General features: G+C 59.6%; 20 protein-coding genes, 1 tRNA gene and 1 pseudogene. 15 read left to right on the top strand and 7 right to left on the bottom strand.

Going from position 1 to position 21,285, the window contains the following annotated elements; translation table 11 throughout:
- Window positions 1-214 precede the first annotated feature (214 nt).
- Window positions 215-304: transfer RNA gene (locus tag ACP7BS_RS13460), tRNA-Ser, on the bottom strand.
- A gap of 287 nt (window positions 305-591) precedes the next feature.
- On the opposite strand from ACP7BS_RS13460, the pseudogene rplU reads away from it, so the two are divergent.
- The 4 genes and pseudogenes from rplU to ACP7BS_RS13440 form a co-directional block, all read left to right on the top strand.
- Window positions 592-900 (top strand): annotated as a pseudogene (gene rplU, locus ACP7BS_RS13455) (50S ribosomal protein L21); the annotation flags it as partial.
- 101 nt (window positions 901-1,001) lie between these two features.
- On the top strand, window positions 1,002-1,271 hold the full coding sequence (rpmA, locus tag ACP7BS_RS13450; protein ID WP_037096930.1) for a 50S ribosomal protein L27: 270 nt from the start codon (window positions 1,002-1,004) through the stop codon (window positions 1,269-1,271).
- Between the two features lie 129 nt (window positions 1,272-1,400).
- On the top strand, window positions 1,401-2,057 hold the full coding sequence (locus tag ACP7BS_RS13445; protein ID WP_426238500.1) for a GNAT family N-acetyltransferase: 657 nt from the start codon (window positions 1,401-1,403) through the stop codon (window positions 2,055-2,057).
- Window positions 2,054-2,635, top strand: coding sequence for a GNAT family N-acetyltransferase (locus tag ACP7BS_RS13440; RefSeq protein WP_426238499.1), 582 nt, complete (start codon window positions 2,054-2,056; stop codon window positions 2,633-2,635). Before ACP7BS_RS13445 ends, ACP7BS_RS13440 begins: the two co-directional genes overlap by 4 nt.
- A 48-nt stretch (window positions 2,636-2,683) precedes the next feature.
- On the opposite strand, the gene ACP7BS_RS13435 is transcribed toward ACP7BS_RS13440, so the two are convergent.
- The gene (locus ACP7BS_RS13435) at window positions 2,684-3,544 is read right to left on the bottom strand and encodes an endonuclease/exonuclease/phosphatase family protein (RefSeq protein WP_426238498.1); all 861 of its coding nucleotides are present in this window, start codon (window positions 3,542-3,544) and stop codon (window positions 2,684-2,686) included.
- A gap of 82 nt (window positions 3,545-3,626) precedes the next feature.
- Between ACP7BS_RS13435 and obgE the strand changes: the two genes are divergently transcribed.
- From obgE to ACP7BS_RS13385, 10 genes are all read left to right on the top strand, one after another.
- Entirely contained in the window at window positions 3,627-4,637 is a 1,011-nt protein-coding gene (obgE, locus tag ACP7BS_RS13430) for a GTPase ObgE (RefSeq protein ID WP_426238497.1), read from the top strand.
- Window position 4,638: 1 nt separating this feature from the next.
- A complete protein-coding gene (proB, locus tag ACP7BS_RS13425) occupies window positions 4,639-5,808 on the top strand; it encodes a glutamate 5-kinase (RefSeq protein WP_426238496.1) in 1,170 nt (389 codons plus the stop codon).
- Entirely contained in the window at window positions 5,801-7,081 is a 1,281-nt protein-coding gene (locus ACP7BS_RS13420; RefSeq protein ID WP_426238495.1) for a glutamate-5-semialdehyde dehydrogenase, read from the top strand. Before proB ends, ACP7BS_RS13420 begins: the two co-directional genes overlap by 8 nt.
- A gap of 37 nt (window positions 7,082-7,118) precedes the next feature.
- Window positions 7,119-7,700 (top strand): nicotinate-nucleotide adenylyltransferase, encoded by a 582-nt coding sequence (locus ACP7BS_RS13415; RefSeq protein ID WP_426238608.1) that lies wholly within the window; start codon window positions 7,119-7,121, stop codon window positions 7,698-7,700.
- A 106-nt stretch (window positions 7,701-7,806) separates the two neighbouring features.
- Window positions 7,807-8,253 carry a ribosome silencing factor gene (gene rsfS, locus ACP7BS_RS13410; protein ID WP_426129875.1) on the top strand — a complete coding sequence of 149 codons (447 nt, stop codon included), beginning with the start codon at window positions 7,807-7,809 and terminating at the stop codon, window positions 8,251-8,253.
- Between the two features lie 194 nt (window positions 8,254-8,447).
- The gene (rlmH, locus tag ACP7BS_RS13405; protein ID WP_426231375.1) at window positions 8,448-8,930 is read left to right on the top strand and encodes a 23S rRNA (pseudouridine(1915)-N(3))-methyltransferase RlmH; all 483 of its coding nucleotides are present in this window, start codon (window positions 8,448-8,450) and stop codon (window positions 8,928-8,930) included.
- Between the two features lie 116 nt (window positions 8,931-9,046).
- Complete coding sequence (locus tag ACP7BS_RS13400) at window positions 9,047-10,492, top strand: murein hydrolase activator EnvC family protein (protein WP_426238494.1); 1,446 nt, start codon at window positions 9,047-9,049, stop codon at window positions 10,490-10,492.
- On the top strand, window positions 10,482-11,804 hold the full coding sequence (locus tag ACP7BS_RS13395; protein WP_426231377.1) for a S41 family peptidase: 1,323 nt from the start codon (window positions 10,482-10,484) through the stop codon (window positions 11,802-11,804). Before ACP7BS_RS13400 ends, ACP7BS_RS13395 begins: the two co-directional genes overlap by 11 nt.
- A gap of 130 nt (window positions 11,805-11,934) precedes the next feature.
- Window positions 11,935-13,134 carry a divergent polysaccharide deacetylase family protein gene (locus tag ACP7BS_RS13390; RefSeq protein ID WP_426238493.1) on the top strand — a complete coding sequence of 400 codons (1,200 nt, stop codon included), beginning with the start codon at window positions 11,935-11,937 and terminating at the stop codon, window positions 13,132-13,134.
- A gap of 68 nt (window positions 13,135-13,202) precedes the next feature.
- A complete protein-coding gene (locus tag ACP7BS_RS13385) occupies window positions 13,203-13,745 on the top strand; it encodes an RNA pyrophosphohydrolase (protein WP_426231379.1) in 543 nt (180 codons plus the stop codon).
- A gap of 129 nt (window positions 13,746-13,874) precedes the next feature.
- Here the strand turns inward: ACP7BS_RS13385 and bfr are convergent, their stop codons facing one another.
- The 5 genes from bfr to ACP7BS_RS13360 form a co-directional block, all read right to left on the bottom strand.
- On the bottom strand, window positions 13,875-14,360 hold the full coding sequence (gene bfr, locus ACP7BS_RS13380; RefSeq protein WP_426231380.1) for a bacterioferritin: 486 nt from the start codon (window positions 14,358-14,360) through the stop codon (window positions 13,875-13,877).
- Complete coding sequence (locus ACP7BS_RS13375) at window positions 14,326-14,637, bottom strand: (2Fe-2S)-binding protein (protein ID WP_426238492.1); 312 nt, start codon at window positions 14,635-14,637, stop codon at window positions 14,326-14,328. Before ACP7BS_RS13375 ends, bfr begins: the two co-directional genes overlap by 35 nt.
- 283 nt (window positions 14,638-14,920) lie before the next feature.
- The gene (locus tag ACP7BS_RS13370; RefSeq protein WP_426238491.1) at window positions 14,921-18,259 is read right to left on the bottom strand and encodes an error-prone DNA polymerase; all 3,339 of its coding nucleotides are present in this window, start codon (window positions 18,257-18,259) and stop codon (window positions 14,921-14,923) included.
- Complete coding sequence (locus tag ACP7BS_RS13365) at window positions 18,256-19,680, bottom strand: DUF6504 family protein (protein WP_426238607.1); 1,425 nt, start codon at window positions 19,678-19,680, stop codon at window positions 18,256-18,258. The genes ACP7BS_RS13370 and ACP7BS_RS13365 overlap by 4 nt, the downstream gene beginning before the upstream one ends.
- A 40-nt stretch (window positions 19,681-19,720) precedes the next feature.
- Entirely contained in the window at window positions 19,721-20,671 is a 951-nt protein-coding gene (locus tag ACP7BS_RS13360) for an ImuA family protein (RefSeq protein WP_426238490.1), read from the bottom strand.
- Between the two features lie 170 nt (window positions 20,672-20,841).
- On the opposite strand from ACP7BS_RS13360, the gene ACP7BS_RS13355 reads away from it, so the two are divergent.
- Complete coding sequence (locus tag ACP7BS_RS13355) at window positions 20,842-21,276, top strand: metallopeptidase family protein (RefSeq protein ID WP_426231384.1); 435 nt, start codon at window positions 20,842-20,844, stop codon at window positions 21,274-21,276.
- The last annotated feature ends 9 nt before the right edge of the window (window positions 21,277-21,285 follow it).

Raw genomic sequence — 21,285 nt, 5'->3', positions numbered from 1 at the left:
CCCCACCACCATCCCCACGTTTTCCGATCGCTCGGAGCATTGGGGCGAAGGAAGTTGCCCTATTCTTTTGCGCAGGGCATCCGTAGCTGATCCTGCTCCAACGATCGTCCAACGGACGGGTATCACCACGGCGGGATCATCGAGAAGTCTCGCCGGGCTTCGCCAAGGCTGTTCGGCACCGAACAGCGAAAGCCTATTTAAACCTAGGGAAGAATGGCGGAGAGGGTGGGATTTGAACCCACGATACCCTTGCAGGTATGCCGCATTTCGAGTGCGGTGCGTTCGACCACTCTGCCACCTCTCCGGATATGCTGGTCGGCGCCGTTAGCGCGAGGCGGTTCATAGCGGCAGTTTTCGGCAATGACAAGAGGGTGGATCAAGGAAAATCAAACGCATCCGCGTCTTTCACCTTGACAGTTTTGCCGGCTTCACGTAATTCGCGAAATCGAAGTGGTGTGGCATGTCCTCACCGCGCCGGGTTTCTATTGTGCCCGTTCACCGGCAAGGCCGAAAGGCCTTGTTATGTCCGACTGAAGAAAAAGACGGCCTCGCCTTGAGCGAAGAGCCGGAACGAACATGAAAGGATAAAAAATGTTCGCAGTCATCAAAACCGGCGGTAAACAGTACCGCGTGGCAGCCAACGACGTTCTGACGATTGAAAAATTGGAAGGCGCCGCAGGCGACAAGATTGAATTCACCGAGATCCTGATGGTCGGCGTCGGCGCCGATGCAACCATCGGTGCTCCGTTTGTCGAAGGTGCCGTTGTCAGCGCCGAAGTTGTGGAACATGGTCGCGCCAAGAAGGTCATCGCCTTTAAGAAGCGCCGCCGCCAGAACTCGAAGCGCACCCGCGGTCACCGCCAGCACAACACGACTGTCCGCATTCTGGACATCGCTGCTGTTGCCGGCGCGAAGGCGAAGAAGGCTTCCAAGAAGTCCGACGACGCTGCCGCTGAAGCCGCAAACTGAGACACGGATCCAAGGTTTAAAGGAGAACATCCATGGCACATAAAAAAGCTGGCGGTTCCTCGCGCAACGGTCGCGATTCACAGTCCAAGCGCCTCGGCGTGAAGAAGTTCGGTGGCGAAGTCGTCATTCCGGGCAACATTATTCTGCGTCAGCGCGGAACCCAGTGGCATCCGGGCGCCAATGTCGGCCTCGGCAAGGACCACACCATTTTTGCACTTACGGCCGGCAATGTGAACTACCGTACGAAGGCCAATGGCCGCGTGTACGTGTCTGTAATGCCGAAAGCCGAAGCAGCGGAATAAGCCGGTAGCGCTCTTAAAACAGCCGGCGTCTCATCGACCCGGCTGACGCTTACCGTGTTCAGGCCAAGATCAAAAGGGGAGATGGGGCAATGCCCGATCTCCCCTTTTTCACGTCTTGGAGGACTGAACATGCAAAGCGAACTGTTGAGGGAGAGCCAATCACGGTCTCCCCGGGAAGATTCCCTGGAATCTTCTCAGGAACGGCTGCGGCCCCAACGGTCAAGGACCGATTGCCCGATATTGTTATCGCCCAGGCTCGTTTTGCGCGCGCCCCACGAAGACGATATCGACGCCCTTGCCCATCTTGCCAACAACGCCAATATCGCCACCATGGTTTCGCGCATGCCGCACCCGTACACGGTGGCCGATGCTGCGGATTTCGTACGCCGTACGAAAACGGGCACGATTGGCAAGTGCGTCTATGCGATTACCAAAGCGGATAATGGCGCATTTCTGGGTTGCTGCGGTATCGAGCCGAATCCCGACGGCAAGACGGCGGAGCTTGGCTACTGGCTGGGCGAACCGCACTGGAACAAGGGTTTTGCCACAGAGGCAGCCCAGGCGCTGACCGACATGGCCTTCCGCACCCGCGACATCGACCAGATCGATGCGCGCTGCCGGGTCATGAACGTCGCATCGCGGCGGGTCATCCAGAAATGCGGCTTCCAGTTCCAGGGCTCCGGAATGGTCGATAGCCTGGCGCTGGGCGGGATGATGGCCGTCGAATGGTACCGGCTCGATCGCAAGACCTGGATGTCGTTGCGCAGCTGGGGAGGTCTGAGATGACCGCTCATCTGCGGGAACGGCCAAAGATTGCGGTTCGTCCCGATCCCGGCCCTTGCCCGGTCATCGAAACCGCCCGGCTGATCCTGCGGCCGCATAAGCTGTCGGATGCAGATGCGGTGGCGCAATCGCTGGCCGACTATCAGGTCTCGCGCATGCTGGCGCGGGTGCCTGTGCCCTATCACCGGCAGGATGCACATGACTGGCTGGTCCGGCAGGGTTCGGGACTGATTGCCGGCTGGACGCTGGCGATCACCACCGGCGACGACGTCCATATCGGCTGCGTCGGCATCGAGCTCATGCATGGCCAATGGCATCTCGGCTACTGGCTGAACCGCTATTACTGGAATCGCGGTTATGCCACCGAGGCGGCGCATGCGGCCATCGAGCGGTTCTTCCGGCGCATGCCCGGCACCGTCCTGCATTCCGGCGTGTTTGCCGACAATGCCGGATCGCTGAAGCTGCAGAAGAAGATCGGCTTCGAGATCACCGGCTGCAGCCAGATCTATACGCTGGCCCGCAACGGCATGGTCAGCCATATCGAGACCAGCATCACGGCGGGTGCCCTGCGCGCTCCATGAATGAAGGAAGGCCCGCGGCAACGAAGCCGCGGGCCTTTTCTCTTGGCCCTATTCCAGCTCGAAGCCGACGGGCAGGTGGTCCGAACCGGCGGCCTCGGTATCGATCCAGGCATGCCGCAAGCGTGGCGCAAGACCGGCACTGAGGAAACAATAGTCGAGATGCATGCGCTTTTGATGATCGGCGGGATTGATCCAGCTGTAGCTTTCAGGCGTCAGCCGGCCGAGATGCGCCAGCGCATCCACCGGGTTTTCAAGCCGCAGCGAGCGGCCGTAATAGGCATCGCGCGAGCCGGTCATCATACAGTATTCCGGTCCCTCCGGCTCCATGTTGAAATCACCCATCAGCACGAAATCGTCTGGATGCGGCAGTTCGGCAAAGCCGAAATCTCCTCCTCCGGTCATCGCCCCGCCCTCGCGCGGATAGGAAAGCGCCTTTTCCTTCAGATAGGCAATCTGGGCGATGCGCTCCGTCGGAGAGACATGGTCGAGATGCACGGAATAGACCCGCAGCGGGCCGGAAGGGGTGACGACCAGTGCTTCGGTCGCGCCACGCTGCAGGTTCATCGGCGAGATCGTGCGGGTGCGCGGCAAGGGGATGAGGCGGGTCGCGGCAATCGGGAAACGCGACAGGATCATGTTGCCGAACTGGAAGCGGCGATCGACGGCCCGGCTGTTCTCGATCGCCGATCCGGCATCGATCTCGCAGGCTGGCCAGAAGGTGGAAAAGTATTGCGGCATCAGGTCGCGAAAAATGGCCGGAAGATCCGCATAGTCGTTGCGATGAAAATTCCGCGTCACTTCCTGCAGCGCGATCACATCGGCACCTTCAAGACTTGCAGCAATGCGTTCGGGATCGAAACGGCCGTCGAGACCGACGCCGTACTGGATGTTATAGCTCAAAAACTTCACGATATTCTTTGACCTCCGGAGCACGCGCCTATATCGATGGCGACAATTGTGGCGGCAAATACACCAAACAGATGGCAGTGCGATGAAATTTCTTGACGAAACAAAAGTCTATATCCGGTCCGGCGACGGCGGAGCTGGCGCTGTGTCGTTCCGGCGCGAGAAATTTATCGAGTTCGGCGGCCCGGATGGCGGCGACGGCGGCCGTGGCGGCGACGTCTGGGTGGAGGCCGTCAATGGCTTGAACACGCTGATCGATTTCCGCTTCCAGCAGCATTTCAAGGCCGGCACGGGCATCCACGGCATGGGCCGCAACCGCACGGGCGCCGGCGGCGGCGATGTAACGCTGAAAGTTCCGGTCGGCACGCAGATCTTCGAGGAAGACTCTGAGACGATGATCGTCGATATGATCGCCGAGGGCCAGCGCTTCCGCCTCGCTGCCGGCGGCAATGGCGGTTTCGGCAACACCCATTTCAAATCCTCGACCAATCAGGCACCGAACTGGGCCAACCCAGGCCTTGAGGGCGAGGAAAAGACCATTTGGCTGCGGCTGAAGCTGATTGCCGATGCCGGTCTGGTGGGATTGCCGAATGCCGGCAAGTCGACATTCCTGGCGACGGTGACCCGCGCGCGCCCGAAGATTGCCAACTATCCGTTCACGACGCTGCATCCGAACCTCGGTGTTGCGACGATCGACGGCCGCGAGTTCATCCTGGCCGATATTCCGGGCTTGATTGAAGGCGCCCATGACGGCGTCGGTCTCGGTGACCGGTTCCTCGGCCATGTCGAGCGCACCCGCGTGTTGCTGCATCTCGTTTCCGCACAGGAGGAAGATGTCGCCAAGGCCTACAAGACCGTCAAGTACGAGCTCGAAGCCTATGGCGGCGAGCTGACCGGCAAACCTGAAATCGTTGCGCTGTCGCAGATCGACGTGCTTGATCCGACCGAACTGAAGAAGAAGCAGAAAGCACTGGCAAAGGCCAGCGGCCAGACGCCGCTGCTGCTGTCGGCCGTGGTCGGCACCGGTATGACCGAAACGTTGCGGGCATTGCGCGATATCATCGTCGCTGCACAGACCCCGGTGGACGAAGACTGACATGACGCTGCAACGCAAACCGCTGGAAAAATACCGCCGGATTGTGATCAAGATCGGCTCGGCCCTGCTTGTAGACCGCAAGACAGGCCTGAAAAAGCAGTGGCTGAATGCGATGTGCGCCGATATCGCTGTACTGAGGGCCAAGGGTGTCGAAGTTCTCGTCGTCTCGTCGGGCGCCATTGCGCTTGGCCGTTCGGTGCTCGATCTCGCGCCCGGCGCGCTGAAGCTGGAGGAAAGCCAGGCAGCGGCGGCCGTTGGCCAGATCGCGCTGGCCCGCGCCTGGTCCGAAAGCCTGTCGGCCGACGAGATCGTTGCCGGCCAGATCCTTTTGACGCTTGGCGATACCGAAGAGCGGCGCCGTTACCTCAACGCCCGCGCGACGATCAGCCAGCTTTTGAAGATGCGGGCCGTGCCGATCATCAACGAGAACGATACCGTCGCCACCACCGAAATCCGCTATGGCGACAATGACCGTCTGGCGGCCCGTGTCGCCACCATGACCGGCGCCGATCTGCTCGTGCTTCTATCCGATATCGATGGGCTTTACACCGCGCCACCGCATCTCGATCCCGATGCGCAGTTCCTCGAAACCATCGCCGAGATTACCCCGGAGATCGAGGCGATGGCAGGGGGTGCTGCATCCGAGCTGTCACGCGGCGGTATGCGCACCAAGATCGATGCCGGTAAGATTGCCACCGGTGCCGGCTGCGCCATGATCATTGCGTCCGGCAAGGTCGATCATCCGCTGTCGGCAATCGGCGAAGGTGCGCGTTCCTCCTGGTTTGCGCCATCCGGTTCACCGGTGACCGCGCGCAAAACCTGGATTGCCGGGCAATTGCTGCCGGCTGGCAGCCTTTCCATCGATATCGGTGCCGAAACAGCGCTTCGCTCCGGAAAAAGCCTGCTTCCGGCAGGCGTTCGCCAGGTGACGGGATCGTTCAGCCGCGGCGATACAATTGCCATCATTGGTGCGGAAGGCCGCGAAATTGCCCGTGGACTGGCCGGTTACGATGCCGACGAAGCCCGTCAGATCACCGGCAAGAAATCGGCGGAAATTGCCGTCATTCTCGGTTATGCCGGACGCGCCGCCATGGTGCATCGCGACGATATGGTGATGACGGCATCCGCCAAGCGGGAGACGGATGCAGTGAGGAGCGACGCTCATGCTTGACGATGCGCGAAAGAAAGAAATCCAGGAATTGATGGCGGTGATCGGCCGTCAGGCCCGCGCCGCCAGCCGGCCGCTCGCCACGGCATCTGCGGAGCGCAAGCATGCAGCCCTGATCAGCATGGCCAGCAATATCGTCGCCCATAAGGACGACATTCTCGCCGCCAATGCGCTCGATCTCGAAAATGCCCGCGAAACCGGCGTTGCCGCCTCCTTTCTCGACCGGCTGACCCTTTCGGAAATCCGTGTCCTCGACATGGCCAATGCCATCCGCGCGATCGCCGAACTGCCCGATCCCGTCGGTGATGTCATTGCCGAGTGGGATCGCCCCAACGGCCTGCATATCGAACGCGTGCGCACGCCGCTCGGCGTCATCGGTGTCATCTATGAAAGCCGTCCGAACGTCACGGCCGATGCCGGCGCACTCTGCCTGAAGGCCGGCAATACCGTGATCCTGCGCGGCGGCTCCGACAGCCTGCATTCATCGCAAGCGATCCATGCCTGTATGGTTCAGGGCCTAAAGGATGCCGGGCTTCCAGTGCATGCGATCCAGATGGTTCCGGTCTCCGACCGTTCGGCCGTCGGCGCCATGCTGACCGGTCTTGGCGGCTCGATCGACGTCATCGTTCCGCGTGGCGGCAAGAGCCTTGTTGCCCGTGTCCAGAACGAGGCGCGCGTACCGGTCTTTGCCCATCTGGAAGGCCTTTGCCACGTCTATGTCGATGCTTCCGCTTATTTGGAGATGGCGAAAAGGATCGTCGTCAACGCCAAGATGCGCCGCACCGGCATTTGTGGCTCCGCCGAAACGCTGCTGATCGACCGCAAGGCAAAGGACAAATTCGTCCTTCCGCTGATCACTGCCCTTCGTGATGCCGGCTGCGAAGTCCGCGCCAGCGAAGATATCCGCACCATGGTTCCAGGGCTGATTGCGGCGACCGAAGAAGATTGGGCAACGGAATATCTCGACGCGATCATTTCGGTAACGCTGGTCGATGGCATTGAGGGCGCGGTCGATCATATCTCGTCCTGGTCTTCGGCCCATACGGAAGCCGTCATTGCCGAGGACCCGGCCGTCGTCGAGCGCTTCTTTGCAGAAGTCGATTCGGCCATCCTGCTGCACAATGCCTCGACCCAGTTTGCCGATGGCGGCGAGTTCGGCATGGGCGGCGAAATCGGCATCGCCACCGGCAAGATGCATGCGCGCGGGCCGGTCGGCGTCGAGCAGCTGACCTCGTTCAAATACAGGGTGCGCGGCACCGGTCAGGTCCGGCCGTAAGGTGCTGACGGGCGACGTCGATCCGTTCTATCTGAAAATGCCCCATGCCGAGAAAGGCATGACCGTCGGATTGTTCGGCGGCTCGTTCAATCCGCCGCATGACGGCCATGTGCTCGTTGCCGATATCGCGCTGCGCCGGCTTGGGCTGGAGCAGCTTTGGTGGATGGTGACACCCGGCAATCCGCTGAAGAGCCGTAACCATCTGGCCCCGCTTGCCGAACGCATTGCGCTCAGCGAGAAAATCGCCCACGATCCGCGCATCAAGGTGACGGCCTTCGAGCAGTCGCTCGGCCAGAGCTATACGGCGCGCACGCTGGAAAAAATCCGTGAACGAAATCGCGGCATTCATTTCGTCTGGATCATGGGCGCCGACAATCTGAAGAATTTTCATCTCTGGCAGGACTGGCAAAAGATTGCCCGCACCTTCCCGATCGCCGTCATCGACCGCCCCGGCGATACCCTGTCCTATCTGTCCTCAAAGATGGCGAAAACCTTTGATTATGCGCGCGTTGACGAAGCCCATGCCGCAAGCCTCGCCTGGCGCAAGGCTCCGGCCTGGACGTTCATTCACGGACCGCGTTCACCGCTGAGTTCCACGGCGTTACGGGCGAAATCTTGAGTGCATATAAGCAATGATTAACCGTCATTTACTTCTCGTGTCTTGAAACCGTAGGGCATTGGTGCCTACATTTAGAGTGCGGCTCGACCGACATTCGAATCGCGCCATGCCTGTTCTGTTCACCTGGAAAGGAAAAACCCTGACAACAGTACACGCGAAGGGAAATGTCACCCGCATTTTCCCGCAAAGCCCGGAACGCAGTGACGAAGTCGCTGCCCGTGCTCTTCACCTGGTTCTCGGCAGTCTCGAGGACTCCAAGGCAGAAGATATTGTCACCATTAACATTGCCGGGAAATCGGCGCTGGGAGACTACATGGTCGTGGTCTCCGGGCGATCCAGCCGGCATGTCATGGCGATCGCCGATCACCTGATCACTGATCTCAAGGACGGTGGCCAGGGAAATGCCCGCGTTGAAGGTCTGGAGACCGGCGACTGGGTGCTGATCGACGGCGGCGACATCATCGTTCACGTGTTTCGCCCGGAAATCCGCGAGTTCTACAACATCGAAAAGATGTGGGCCGCGCCGGACATGGAAGACGGCACTTTGCACTGACCCTGAGCGCCGTTTCGGGTGCTTGAGCATCAGTGACACATTTCCTGCATGGCCGTGCGGGACAGGTTAGCTGGTTGCGGCCATTTGCAGATTGAGGTACGCCACCAGCGCTCTGCTGGGCGGGGAGAATATGCCTCTCGCTGCGGACCAAACGGCGACGCTCTGACTGGTGTGATAAAAATTAGGGAAATGACATGCGGGTTGGCCTGTTTGCCGTCGGGCGCCTCAAGGCCGGCCCGGAAAAGGATCTGGCGGCCCGTTATCTCGACCGTTTCGCCAAGGCCGGCCCCGCAATCGGCCTTGAACTGTCGCGGATTGCCGAAGTCGCCGAAAGCCGGGGATCAAGCGCCGATACGCGCAAGCGCGAAGAGGCGGCCCAACTCGAAAAATCATTGCCCGATGCCAGTCTTCTCATCCTGCTCGACGAACGCGGCAAGGCCCTCGATTCCGAAGGTTTCGCATCCCTCATTGGCTCCTTCCGCGACAGTGGCAAGCGCGACCTGATGATTGCCATCGGCGGCGCCGACGGGCTTGATCCAGCCCTTCACGCCAAGGCGGATGCCGTTATCTGTCTTGGCAAGATGACTTGGCCGCATCAATTGGTGCGTATCCTGATCGCAGAACAGCTTTATCGCGCCGTCACCATCCTTTCAGGCCATCCCTATCATCGGGTTTGAACGGTCAGCGTTGCATCGCCATCCGGATGCCGCAATTGCCAAGAATGGCTGTTGGCTGAACTGGCCAAATCAGCGTAGGGTTTTCACTTAAATAGACGGCTGACAGCGATGGCGGAATGACCACAGGTGCGGCAAAGCAGGCACGGGAAGAGCAGCCGGGAAACACCGGATGGCTCTGTTTCCGCGCGAGCGTTTTGGCCATCACTTTCCTTTTCGCCACCGCCACCGCTACGCTGGCGCAAACTCCCGAGATACCGGATCAAAACCCGCAAGACGCCGCCCAACAGGCTCCGCCGCAGGCGGATCCCGCCGCAGAACTTGCCGTAAAACGCGACAGCACCCGTAGCGAATTGGAAGCCCTGTCGAAGACCATCACCCTTTCCAACGATCGCGCCGCACAATTGCAGGCCGGAATAGCGGAACTGGAGAAAACCAGTGAATCGCTGCGCACGGCGCTTGTTGCCTCGGCTGACAAACGCAAGGCGCTGGAACAGCAGATCATCGATGGTGAAGAGAAGCTGACCACGTTGCGGACAAAGGAAGACGCCGTTCATGCCTCCCTGCGCGCCCGGCGCGGCGTGCTTGCCGAAGTGCTGGCGGCGCTGCAGCGGATGGGGCGCAATCCGCCACCGGCGCTGCTTGTGACGCCGGAAGATGCGCTCGCCTCCGTGCGCAGCGCCATCCTGCTCGGCGCCGTTGTTCCCGGCATTCGTCACGAAACGGAAAACCTTGCCGCCGATCTGAAGGCGCTTGCCGGCGTTCGCAAGGAAATCGTCACCCAGAAGCAGGCGCTTGGCGACGACATGACGGCAAGGCTTGAGGAAGAGCGGCGCATGAACATGCTGATCGTTGAAAAGCAAAAACTCAAGCAGCGCAGCGCCACAGAACTCGCCTCCGAACGCCGCAAGGCCGAGCAGCTTGCAACGCAGGCAACCAGTCTCGAAGGGCTTATCGGCTCGATCGAGAGCGAAATCGCTTCCGCACGCGATGCAGCGGCGGCCGCCAAGGCCGAAGAGGAAAATCGCCGGCTGATGTCGGAGGCCCAGCGAAACGAGGCCCGCGAGCTGGCAAACAGCACGACGCCCGACAAAAACCGTATTGCGCCTGCATATGCGTTTTCGGACTTGCAGAAAAAGCTCGCGCTTCCGGTTGCCGGATCGATCCTGCGCAAATTCGGCGACGCCGACGGCACGGGGCATTCGCTTCAGGGCATCATGCTTGAGACCAATGCAGGGGCATTGGTGACCGCGCCGTCGGATGGCTGGATCGTTTTTGCCGGTACGTTTCGCAGTTACGGCCAGATGATTATTCTCAACCCCGGTGACGGCTATCACGTCGTTCTCTCGGGTTTGGAGGGTGTTACGGTGCAACAGGGACAATTCGTCGTCGCCGGTGAACCGCTGGGTACGATGGGTAACAAAAGAGTGGCCAGTGCCACTGCATTGGCGCTGGAAACAGAACGCCCGACGCTTTACATTGAATTCAGAAAAGACGGAAAACCGGTTGATTCCCGACCATGGTGGACCGCAGCAGACACCGGAAAGGCACGCAATGATTCGTAGAACGTCACTTGTTCTGGTCGGGGCACTCATGGGTGCAGCGGCCACGGGCGTTGTATATTCCTCCATCGTCCCGGCCGTCGCGGCTAACCCGTCGACCTATCGCGAACTGTCGATTTTCGGCGATGTTTTCGAGCGCGTGCGTGCGCAATACGTGACGCCGCCACAGGACGACAAGCTGATCGAAAACGCCATCAACGGCATGCTCTCGTCGCTGGACCCGCATTCGAGCTACATGAATTCGACGGATGCCGAGGACATGCGCACCCAGACGAAGGGTGAATTCGGCGGTCTCGGCATCGAGGTCACGATGGAAGACGATCTCGTCAAGGTGACGAGCCCGATCGACGATACACCGGCCGCCAAGGCTGGCGTTCTTGCCGGTGACTTCATTTCCAAGATCGACGGTGCCGACGTGCGCGGTCTCAAGCTTGAGGAAGCCGTCGACAAGATGCGCGGCGCGGTCGGCAAGCCGATCAAGCTGACCATCCTGCGCAAGGGTGCTGAAAAGCCGATTGACATAACGATCGTCCGCGACATCATCGCCGTGCGCGCCGTCAAGTTCCGCACGGAAGACGATGTCGGTTATGTCCGCGTCATTTCCTTCACGGAAAAGACCTATGACGATTTGAAGAACGCGATCGAAAAGATCAAGGCTCAGGTTCCGGCTGACAAGCTCAAGGGCTATGTGCTCGACCTTCGCCTTAATCCGGGTGGTCTGCTCGACCAGGCGATCAACGTCTCCGACGCTTTCCTTGAACGCGGCGAAGTGGTCTCCACCCGCGGCCGCAATCCCGACGAGACGCGCCGTTTCAACGCGACGCCAGGCGATCTGACCGACGGCAAGCCGGTGATAGTGCTCGTCAACGGCGGTTCGGCTTCCGCATCGGAAATCGTTGCCGGCGCCCTGCAGGACCTGAAGCGCGCCACCGTTCTCGGCACGCGTTCGTTCGGCAAGGGTTCTGTTCAGACGATCATTCCGCTCGGCGAAGCCGGCGCGTTGCGTCTGACTACCGCGCTCTATTACACGCCATCGGGCAAGTCGATCCAGGGCACCGGCATCTCGCCGGACATCAAGGTCGATCAGCCGCTGCCGCCGGAACTGCTCGGCAAGGTCGAAACCACGAGCGAATCCAGCCTGCGTGGCCACATCAAGGGCCAGAACGAAAACGACGAGGGCTCCGGCTCGGTTGCTTACGTCCCGCCGGAAACCAAGGACGACCTGCAGCTGAACTACGCGCTCGACCTTCTGCGCGGCAAGAAGACGGACCCGGCCTTCCCGGCCAATCCGGAAAAAGCTGAACTGAAGCCGTAACATCCGCTGACAACACGGATCGCCTGATACTCTTCGCCGCCCGGCTCCAGCTGGGCGGCGGTTTCGACTCTTAAGGGAACGCCCAAGCCAAAGGCTTCCGCCATCGCAACTCAGATCGACAGAGGCCCTCTTGGGAACAGATCTCAACGCTCCTCTTGGTCAGAACCGCAAGACGCGCTCCTCCAAAGCTGAAAAGTCCGGCCTGACATTCGGCCGCCTGTCGCTTGGCATTTGTGCCCTGGCGCTGATTGGCGTTTCGCTCTGGACCGTTCTGGAGCCGACCGGACTGATCCTGCCGCCGGAACCGCAGATCGTAGCGGATGCCGCCCAGCCAGGCGACAAAGCCGCGACAGAGCCCGACAGCACCAAACTCAAGCAGCAGAAGACGAGCGGTGGGCTTTCCGGTGCCCATGTCGAGGAAACGCTGACCGACAACGGTTCCATCGTCACCAAATTCTCTCCCAAACAGCGCGACGGCGACGGCCCCGCCTTCATCGAAGTCGGCCGGACCAAGGGACAGGACCCGCGCTTGGCGACTTTCCCGAATGACGACCTGTTGGAAGACAGCCCGGAGGGACGGCTGCCGGTCACCGGTCCTGAGGGGCTGCGGCCGATGGATCAGTATGCGCGGCCATGGTCCGGCGCACGCGGCGTCCGCATTGCCATCGTGGTCGGCGGCCTCGGCCTCAGCCAGACGGGCACGCAGAATGCGCTGCGTCAGCTGTCCCCCGATGTCACGATGGCCTTTGCCGCAACCGGCAACAGCCTGCAGCGCTGGATGCAGGAAGCGCGTCGCACCGGCCATGAAATCCTTTTGCAGGTCCCGTTCGAACCCTTCGACTACCCCGAAAACAATCCCGGCCCGCACACGCTGCGCGTCGGGCTGGATGCAAAGAAGAACCTGTCGGAACTGCACACTTCACTGGCCCAGATCACCAACTATACCGGCATCATGAATTTTCTCGGCGGCCGTTTTCTTTCGGACGCCGATGCGCTTGAGCCGGTGATGCGCGATATCGGCAGGCGCGGGCTGCTGTTCCTCGACGACGCGACATCGGCGCAGACGCTGACCGGCACGCTGGCCGAAACGATCGGCGTACCCCATGGATTTGCCGACATGGTCGTCGATGACGAGATCGACCGCACGGCGATCCTGAAGAAACTCGATGAACTCGAGCGCATCGCCAGGCGCAATGGCGGCGCTATCGGCGTTGCCTCGGCCTTCGATGAAAGCGTCGCAGCCATTTCCCAGTGGATGGACGAGGCAAGCACACGCGGCATCGAATTTGTCGGCGTTTCGGCCCTCGTCAAGGATCCACAACAGCAGTAGCGTATTCGATCGAACCGCGCGGATCTCACTGATCCGGCATGCAAAGGCAGACAGGCAAGGGTTACATCATGAGCAAGGACAAATCGAAACCGGTCAAGGCCGAGGATCTGCCTTATCGCCCCTGTGTCGGCATCATGGTGCTGAACCGGGAGGGTCTTGTCTGGGCCGGGCGGCGCATTCCAATCGGCAATTCCGAGTATGACGGCTCGGCGCAGCTCTGGCAGATGCCCCAGGGCGGCATCGACAAGGGTGAGGACCCGCTGAAAGCGGCCTATCGCGAACTCCACGAAGAAACCGGCATGACAACCGTCTCGCTGCTTGCCGAAGCCCCCGACTGGATCAACTACGATTTGCCTGCGCATCTGATCGGTATCGGCCTCAAGGGCAAATATCGTGGTCAGACCCAGCGCTGGTTTGCCTTCCGTTTCGAGGGCGACGAATCGGAAATTGCCATCAACCCGCCTCCCGGCGGCCACGAGCCGGAGTTCGACGAATGGGCTTGGAAGCCGATGCTGGCGCTGCCAGACCTGATTGTGGCATTCAAACGCGGGGTCTACGAGAATGTCGTGGCAGCGTTCGGGCACCTGGCTGGCAACGCTCCGCCAAGGTAGATCAAGACATGCCGCACCGTATGGGGCTGACGATCTCCAGTGCTCCGCCGGGTCAAACATTTGTTTTAACTTAAAAAAATACCCGCCACGAAAAATCGTGGCGGGTATTTTTTTAACAGTGTTGGAGCCTTATTCGGCTTCGTTGGCCGGCGCTGCGTTGAGCTGGCCGTATTTCTCGGCACCGATCTTGTTGAACAGATCAAGCTGGGTTTCGAGGAAGTCGATATGGCCTTCTTCATCCATCAGCAGCTCTTCGAACAGCTTCATGGTTACGTAATCGCCCGCGTCATGACAGATATCGCGAGATTTCTTATAGGCTGCGCGGGCGTCATACTCGCCGGCGAGATCGGATTCCAAGACTTCCTTGACCGATTGACCGATGCGAAGCGGTGCGACCGTCTGAAGGTTGGGATGGCCTTCGAGGAAGATGATGCGGGAAACCAGCTTGTCGGCGTGTTGCATCTCTTCGATGGATTCGGCCCGCTCCTTTTTGGCAAGCAGCGTGTAGCCCCAGTCGTCTAGAAGACGATAGTGAACCCAATACTGGTTGACAGCCCCGAGCTCGAGATACAGCGCTTCGTTAAGCTGCTCGATGACTTTTGTGTCGCCTTTCAAGATCCGCTCTCCTGTTTTCTTCATGGAATTGTTTGAGGCGGGTTATGAAATCAAATATCTGGTCGCCAGTCGAGGGGCGTCCGGCATGATATTGCTCGGTGGTGCGAATGATGATGTCTACGACATTTGGAAAACAGCCGCAGCAACGGCCACGTTTTTCCATCGCGTGGTAGACTTTTGCAGGCACGATAAGCTGCCAACAGTCCTCATCGAGCATCTCGATGATGGTGTCCTGAATGTCCTTATCGGTGATAAAATTGCAGCTACAAACCAGCATTTCGTCTGTCCGTGATAAGCAAGGCACTGAATTCAAGTCATAAAGCAAAAGCGGATATTTGGTGTCAACAAAAAATGGCGCTAGGTCGTCGCGACTAATTCGGCGATAGATATTAGAGCAATTCTAAACTTGATAGAAAGCATCGTGTTTTCATTAGCTTAATAAGCGCAAGGGCAGACGAGACCGGCTTTTCGGCCAAATTCAAGTTTTCTTGAGTGGCAAAAATGCAAACAATTTTTGTTACAAACATCCGGTTTGCCTTCGGCGACGCGGATTGGCGCGTTCAATGAAAGTTTCTTCCCTTCGGCATGACGTTCACAGTTTCGATCATGTCCCGACGATTCCCTGCCTCGTCATGAGGGTGGCTGTCTTTTCGAAACCCATGCTTTTGCCGGTGATCGCCCGTGGGCCTCAGCACTTCATCGGATCTGGCATTAGCGCCAAAACCCCTTGCCTCTTTCTGGAGAATGCCGAGCGCCGGTGTCATATCCTCCAGATGGCTTGCAACCACATGGATGACGCCGCTGGCACTTTGCAGGCGCCCCCTGATCTTGACCAGACGCGCGCCCATGACAACGGAACGATACGTCTCGAATACATTTTTCCAGATGATGGCATTAGCAACGCCAGTTTCGTCCTCAAGCGTCATGAAGATCACACCCTTTGCCGTTCCCGGCCGCTGGCGTACCAGAACGAGACCGGCGATTGTCACCATGCGGCCGTTTCGGACTGAATCCAGGCTGCGGTTCGTGACGATAGCCTGCCTTGAAAAATCTTCGCGCAGGAAGGAAACGGGATGTGCTTTCAGCGACAAGCTCAGATAGCGATAGTCGTTGATGACATGCTCGCCCTGCGGCATCTGGGGTAGGATGACCTCCGGCTCCTGCTGAAGATCGCTCTGACCAGCCTGTTCGAACAGCGGAAGTCTTTCCGCTGCGGACTTCTCGTCGAGCGATTTGACCGCCCAGAGCGCTGCGCGCCGGTCGAGCCCGATCGATCGGAAAGCGTCTGCATCCGCGAGACGCTCGATGGCCGAGCGCGTCAGGCCTGACCGCAGCCAAAGATCCCGCACCGAGGAATAACCGCCGCCGCGATGGGCAACGAGTTTTTCAACCATATCCACCTGACGCAGGCCTTTGACGAGCGAAAAGCCCAGCCGGATTGCTTTTCCCGTCCTGATGACATCGCGCATCTCCCTATGGCGCGGCTCTATATCGCTGGGATCGAACATAGCATCACCCTCAAGAGCGGCATCCCAATCGGATATGTTGATATCGACCGGCAGAACCTTCACGCCATGCTCGCGTGCATCCCGCACCAACTGGGCGGGTGGGTAAAACCCCATCGGTTGGGAATTGAGCAGAGCGGCGCAGAAAATGTCGGGATAATAGGTCTTGAACCAGGAAGAGGCGTAGACCAGCAGGGCAAATGAAGCTGCATGGCTTTCCGGAAAGCCATATTCGCCAAAACCTTTGATCTGATTGAAACAGCGCTCGGCGAAGTCACGCTGGTAGCCATTATCGATCATGCCTTTCACCATGCGTTCCTCGAAATGGGCGACCTGGCCGGTTCGACGGAATGTTGCCATGGCCCGGCGAAGCTTGTCAGCTTCGGCGGGGGTGAATTTTGCGGCCGTGATGGCAATCTGCATGGCCTGCTCCTGAAACAACGGCACGCCGAGGGTCCGCTTCAGGACGTCCCGCAACTCCTCACTTGGATATTCCACAGCATCCGGGTTTTGCCGCCGTTTCAGATAGGGGTGGACCATGTCGCCTTGGATAGGTCCGGGCCGGACGATGGCGACTTCGATGACGAGATCGTAGAACTCCCGTGGCCGCAGACGGGGCAGCATGCTCATCTGCGCCCGGCTCTCGATCTGGAAGACGCCGACCGTATCGGCCCGGCAGATCATGTCGTAGACGGCCGGTTGAATGTCTTCATAGACCTGCGACAGCCTTTTGGGCGCGTTGTAATGATTTTCCAGCAGCTTGAAGGCCTTGGCGAGACAGGTGAGCATGCCGAGCGCCAGCACGTCGATCTTCAGAATCTTCAGATTGTCCAGATCGTCCTTGTCCCATTCGACCATGTAGCGATCGGGCATGGCCGTGTTCATGATTGGCACGACCTCGTCGAGACGGTCCTTGGTAATGACGAAGCCGCCGACATGCTGCGACAGATGGCGCGGATATTCCATCAGCAGGCCGGCATAGTTCAACACCCGCAACGTGGTCGGGTCCGTCATATCGAGACCGGCGGCTTTTGCCTGCTCCTGCGAAAAAGACGTGGTCCACCAGCCCCAGATCGAGCTGGAAAGCGCCGACTGCACATCCTCGGAAAGGCTGAAAACCTTGGCCACCTCACGGCCAGCCGAGCGGGCACGGTAGCTGATGACGGCCGATGCAAGACCGGCATGCTCCTTGCCATATTCCCGGTAGATATACTGGATCACCTCCTCGCGGCGGGCATGCTCGAAATCGATGTCGATATCCGGCGGTTCATCACGATCGCGCGACAGGAAGCGGTCGAACAGCAGGGTGAATTTCTGTGGATCGACTTCGGTGACGCCCAGGCAAAAGCAGACCGACGAATTGGCTGCCGATCCCCGCCCCTGGCAGAGAATGCCCTTGCTGCGGGCAAAGTTCACCAGCTTGTGGACGGTCAGGAAATAGGGCTCGTATTCCTTGGTTTGAATCAGTTCGAGTTCGTAGGCCAGCTGGCGTTCGACCTTTTTGGGAACACCGCCGGGATAGCGAAGCATCGCGCCTTCACGGACAAGCCGCTGCAGTCCGAGCGCCGGGGTTTCATCCTCGCCACTCTCCGTCGGATAATTATGCTTCAATTCGTCGAGGTTGAAGGATAGCCGGCGAAAGAATTTGGCAGTGTTTGCGATGGCATCAGGATAATCGCGAAAGATCCTGGTCATCTCTACCGGGTTTTTCAAATGACGCTCAGCATTGGCCTGAAGGCGCAGGCCTGCCCCTGCGATCGTGACATGCTCCCGGATAGCGGTGACGATATCCGCCATCGGCCTATGATCGGCCGCGTGATAGAGCGCATCATTGCTGGCAATAAGCCGAGTTCCTGTCTCTAAGGCAATTGCAGCCAGACTGGCGAAGTCGTGCTGATCGAACCCGTCATAATGCGGTGTCATGCCGAGATGGAGCCGATGTCCGGCATAATCGCTGAGCTTGGACAAAAGGCTGGTGAGCATCGGAGCATCGGGACGGCCGGCGCCTTCCAGAACGATCAGCTGAAGCTCGTCCTGCCATTCGAGCAGATCGGACAGGAACAGCGTGCAGGTTCCTTTCTTCGAGCGAAGGTTTCCCGCACTGAGCATGCGGCACAGATGCGCCCAGCCCCGCCGATTGCGCGGATAGGCGAGAATATCCGGTGTGCCATCGGCAAAAACCAGCCGCGCACCGGGTTGAAACGCATAGTTCTCGATCTTTGCCTTGGCATGGGCGCGAACCACGCCGGCCACCGTATTGCGATCCGCGATCCCGAGACCCGCCAGCCCGATTTTCCGGGCCGTGACCACCATGATCTCGGCCGGAGTAGACCCTTCCAGAAAGGAAAAGTTGGTTCTGGCGCCAAGCTCATAAAAGACCGGTGCGGCGCTCATGCGAAAATCCCATGCAGGAACCATTGCGGGGGCGCGACGGTCTGGCCGTAGAGGCCATCGCGAAACAGCCAGAAGCGCCGTCCATCCGAATCCTCAATCCGGAAATAATCCCGCGTCAGCGCATCTTCTCCGTCGATCCACCATTCGCCGGCGATCCGCTCCGGACCTTCGGCCCGGGCTACCTGATAGGTGATCTTGCGCCACTTGAAGCTTGCCGGCGCGCCTTCCGGCAATTCGGTCGCGATCGCGTCCACCCGTTCCGGATGACGGAAAAGCCGCAAGGGGCGAACGGAGGGCAGCGCGGCGGCGGGCATATCAAGCCTCTGCTGCGCAGAGAGCCCGGCGATATCGGCAATCGGAGAAAAGCCCGCCGCCCTTTCGGGCACATGGCTTTCCTGCAGCACCAGCACGGACAGGCTCTCCGGCCCGAAGCGCGCCATGACCCGATCGGCAAAGGCCGACAGGGAGCGGGTCTGATCCGATCTCCCGGAAAAATCCTCCTGGATCGCAACATAGCGTTCCGTCTTCAGTACGCAGAGACGAAGGATTTCGAAACCGTAGCCGGCATCGAGATCGTCGTGAATGGCCTGAAGACGCTCGCGGTACAGCGCGGCGATGCGCTCGGGATCTTTCGATGCAGCCGACGTGGCGGCCCGAATGCGGAAGACCTTTCCATCCACACGGAAGAGCACGAGTTCGAACAGGCGGCCCCCTTCCTCGCGTTCTTCCAAGCTCTGCCGCAGGCTCTTGGCAAGCTGCAATGTCAGGCCGAGAATATCGTCCTCATCCTGAATGGGAAAGGCAAGGCGCCTCTCCGCCGACAGGCTGGCCACCGGAAGGCGTGGAGAAAGCGGCTCGTCTTCGAATCCAAGAGCCTGATCGAGGCGTAGAAGCACCGACGGGCCGAACCGGCGGGCTAGAGGCGCCCGCGGCAGAGGAATGAGATCGCCGACCGTTTTCAAACCGACGCGCGCCAGCGTCTCGATCGTTTCCAGGGGAAGCCTGAGTGCCGCAAGGGGCAGGCAAGACAGGACGTCTTCGGCATCCTGAGGCCCGGCGATTTCCCCCGGCCGGTAGCGCGCCATCGCCCAGGAAAGGCCCGCTGAAGAGGAAATTGCACCACGTGCCTCGATGCCCAGGCGAAAAAGCCGGGAGAGGATGTCGGTCAGAAGCGATTGTTCGCTGCCATGCAGATGGACGCAACCGCTGATGTCCAGATAGAGCCCGTTCGCTCCATCCATCGCCACAAGCGGCGTATACCGGTCGCACCAGTCGGCAAGCGATGTCAAAAGACCCTTGTCGGCAGCAGGATTGGCTGGAATGATCTCGATGCCTGGAAGCATGGCGCGCGCCTCCGCCAGACCCTGTCCGCGTTTCAACCCGGCCTTTTCACCGCAGATATCAAGGGCTGCAATGCGCATGGCATTCTGGATACGGTCGACAAAAACCAGCGGCGGAAAATCAGGACGCTTTCTGGAAAGCCATGACACGCCCCATTTCATCCGCGCCACCCGGTCCGCCGGCAGATGCGGGAAGTTCAGCGACAGAATGCGCTGGCTGGCGTTTTGCAGCAGAAGCGGCTGTCTCTGGGACGAGATCTCGGAAACGGCGGGCATGGGAACTCCATTCCATCAAAAGCTCAAGAGGTGCAAAGGCCCTGCTTTTCTCAACGGCGACCCGGAAGACCGGATTGCCGATGCTACCAGCCAGCATCGAACCATCCGGAAGCGGCCGCCCAGCGGCGGGGGCAGGGGCAACACGGAACCGGAAGATGGCACTGCTCGCCTCTTCCTCACCCGCCTGTCGCAGAAGAAAAATCGGCACTTTGCCTGTTCGCGCTCGCATATGCAGGCGGCGGCTTTCGTTCAGGCCGAACTGGGCCGGGTTTCCCCGGATTTCCAGGATGATAGCGGTAAAGACCGGGACCGAGAGCGCCGCTTCAGCAATCCAGAGCGCATCGGCGATAGTTCGGGGGCTGCTGAAGATGCAACGGCCAGTATCCAGCCCGTAGGCCTGCAGCCCACGGCCATAGGGAGGACCTGCTTCAGACGCAGTCATTCCCTGACCGATCCAAAGAACGGGCGAGACTGCCTGTCCGCGATCTTGGCAAAGCACCGCCAATGCGAGAACAAAACCCATCGCAGCACCTGCATCCCGGGTTTCCGCAGTACGGATTTCGGTGAGCCCGCCAAGCGGCAAACCGCCTTGGAGGATATCGTCGAGTGCGGCGATACCGAGGGGAAGAACCTGCCTAAAAACGTCTGCATCCTCATTGCCGATCTTCTGCTCGAAGCCTTCCGGAGCGCCCTTCCTGGCCGCTTTCAGGAGCCCGGGGACGTTTTCATTTTCCAGCCTTGCGATCTCTTCGCGGAGCGCAGAAAGACGCTCGCGCGTCATGGGCGTCTGCACCATGACGTCACTCCAATTCAAATTGTTCCTGTTATGTTCCTATAGATTCCAGAGCTTCAAAGAAGAGTCAACGGGATTCTCTAAGAATTTATTCCTTGACAGGGTCCAACCAAATTCAACCCTCGAAAAACGCTGGGGAAATGGCTATATCAGGGGGCAAGCAAGGAGTGCCCATGGCCCGTATAGACCAGAGCGACGATTGGCGGGAACGCCACGCGCCGACAATCAGCACATTCGAATCCCTGGCACTGGAGGCTTACAGCCACCTGCCGGACGAATTCCGGGCGCTGGCGACCGATCTGACCATCGAGATCGACGATTTTCCGGATGAGGACGTTTTCGAGGACATGGCGCTGGAAACGCCGTTTGATCTGCTCGGACTGTTCGAGGGACGCGGCATCGGCGAGCGTTTCACCATGGAAACCGGCGAGATGCCGAACCGGATCATTCTCTACCGCCGGCCGATTCTCGATTATTGGGCCGAGAACGAGGAGACGCTGGGCGACATCATCACCCATGTGCTGATCCACGAGATCGGCCATCATTTCGGCCTGTCGGACGACGACATGGAGCGGATCGAGGAAAGCGTCGAGCATGTGGGCGGCTGAGACGGTTGA

The organism is Pararhizobium sp. DWP1-1-3, from assembly GCF_049896125.1.
GTDB lineage: Bacteria > Pseudomonadota > Alphaproteobacteria > Rhizobiales > Rhizobiaceae > Pararhizobium.
The sequence above is the reverse complement of the archived record's forward strand: the minus strand, read 5'-3'. Positions and strand labels throughout refer to the sequence as shown.

Bases quoted from the DNA above. Each gene is read 5' to 3' on its own strand.
- rpmA (WP_037096930.1), top strand. From the start codon at position 1,002: ATGGCACATAAAAAAGCTGGCGGTTCCTCGCGCAACGGTCGCGATTCA.
- rsfS (WP_426129875.1), top strand. From the start codon at position 7,807: ATGCCTGTTCTGTTCACCTGGAAAGGAAAAACCCTGACAACAGTACAC.
- ACP7BS_RS13395 (WP_426231377.1), top strand. From the start codon at position 10,482: ATGATTCGTAGAACGTCACTTGTTCTGGTCGGGGCACTCATGGGTGCA.
- obgE (WP_426238497.1), top strand. From the start codon at position 3,627: ATGAAATTTCTTGACGAAACAAAAGTCTATATCCGGTCCGGCGACGGC.
- ACP7BS_RS13385 (WP_426231379.1), top strand. From the start codon at position 13,203: ATGAGCAAGGACAAATCGAAACCGGTCAAGGCCGAGGATCTGCCTTAT.
- ACP7BS_RS13370 (WP_426238491.1), bottom strand. From the start codon at position 18,259: ATGAGCGCCGCACCGGTCTTTTATGAGCTTGGCGCCAGAACCAACTTT.
- rlmH (WP_426231375.1), top strand. From the start codon at position 8,448: ATGCGGGTTGGCCTGTTTGCCGTCGGGCGCCTCAAGGCCGGCCCGGAA.
- ACP7BS_RS13360 (WP_426238490.1), bottom strand. From the start codon at position 20,671: ATGGTGCAGACGCCCATGACGCGCGAGCGTCTTTCTGCGCTCCGCGAA.
- proB (WP_426238496.1), top strand. From the start codon at position 4,639: ATGACGCTGCAACGCAAACCGCTGGAAAAATACCGCCGGATTGTGATC.
- ACP7BS_RS13440 (WP_426238499.1), top strand. From the start codon at position 2,054: ATGACCGCTCATCTGCGGGAACGGCCAAAGATTGCGGTTCGTCCCGAT.
- ACP7BS_RS13445 (WP_426238500.1), top strand. From the start codon at position 1,401: ATGCAAAGCGAACTGTTGAGGGAGAGCCAATCACGGTCTCCCCGGGAA.
- ACP7BS_RS13415 (WP_426238608.1), top strand. From the start codon at position 7,119: ATGCCCCATGCCGAGAAAGGCATGACCGTCGGATTGTTCGGCGGCTCG.
- ACP7BS_RS13355 (WP_426231384.1), top strand. From the start codon at position 20,842: ATGGCCCGTATAGACCAGAGCGACGATTGGCGGGAACGCCACGCGCCG.
- ACP7BS_RS13420 (WP_426238495.1), top strand. From the start codon at position 5,801: ATGCTTGACGATGCGCGAAAGAAAGAAATCCAGGAATTGATGGCGGTG.
- ACP7BS_RS13375 (WP_426238492.1), bottom strand. From the start codon at position 14,637: ATGCTGGTTTGTAGCTGCAATTTTATCACCGATAAGGACATTCAGGAC.
- ACP7BS_RS13400 (WP_426238494.1), top strand. From the start codon at position 9,047: ATGACCACAGGTGCGGCAAAGCAGGCACGGGAAGAGCAGCCGGGAAAC.
- ACP7BS_RS13365 (WP_426238607.1), bottom strand. From the start codon at position 19,680: ATGCGCATTGCAGCCCTTGATATCTGCGGTGAAAAGGCCGGGTTGAAA.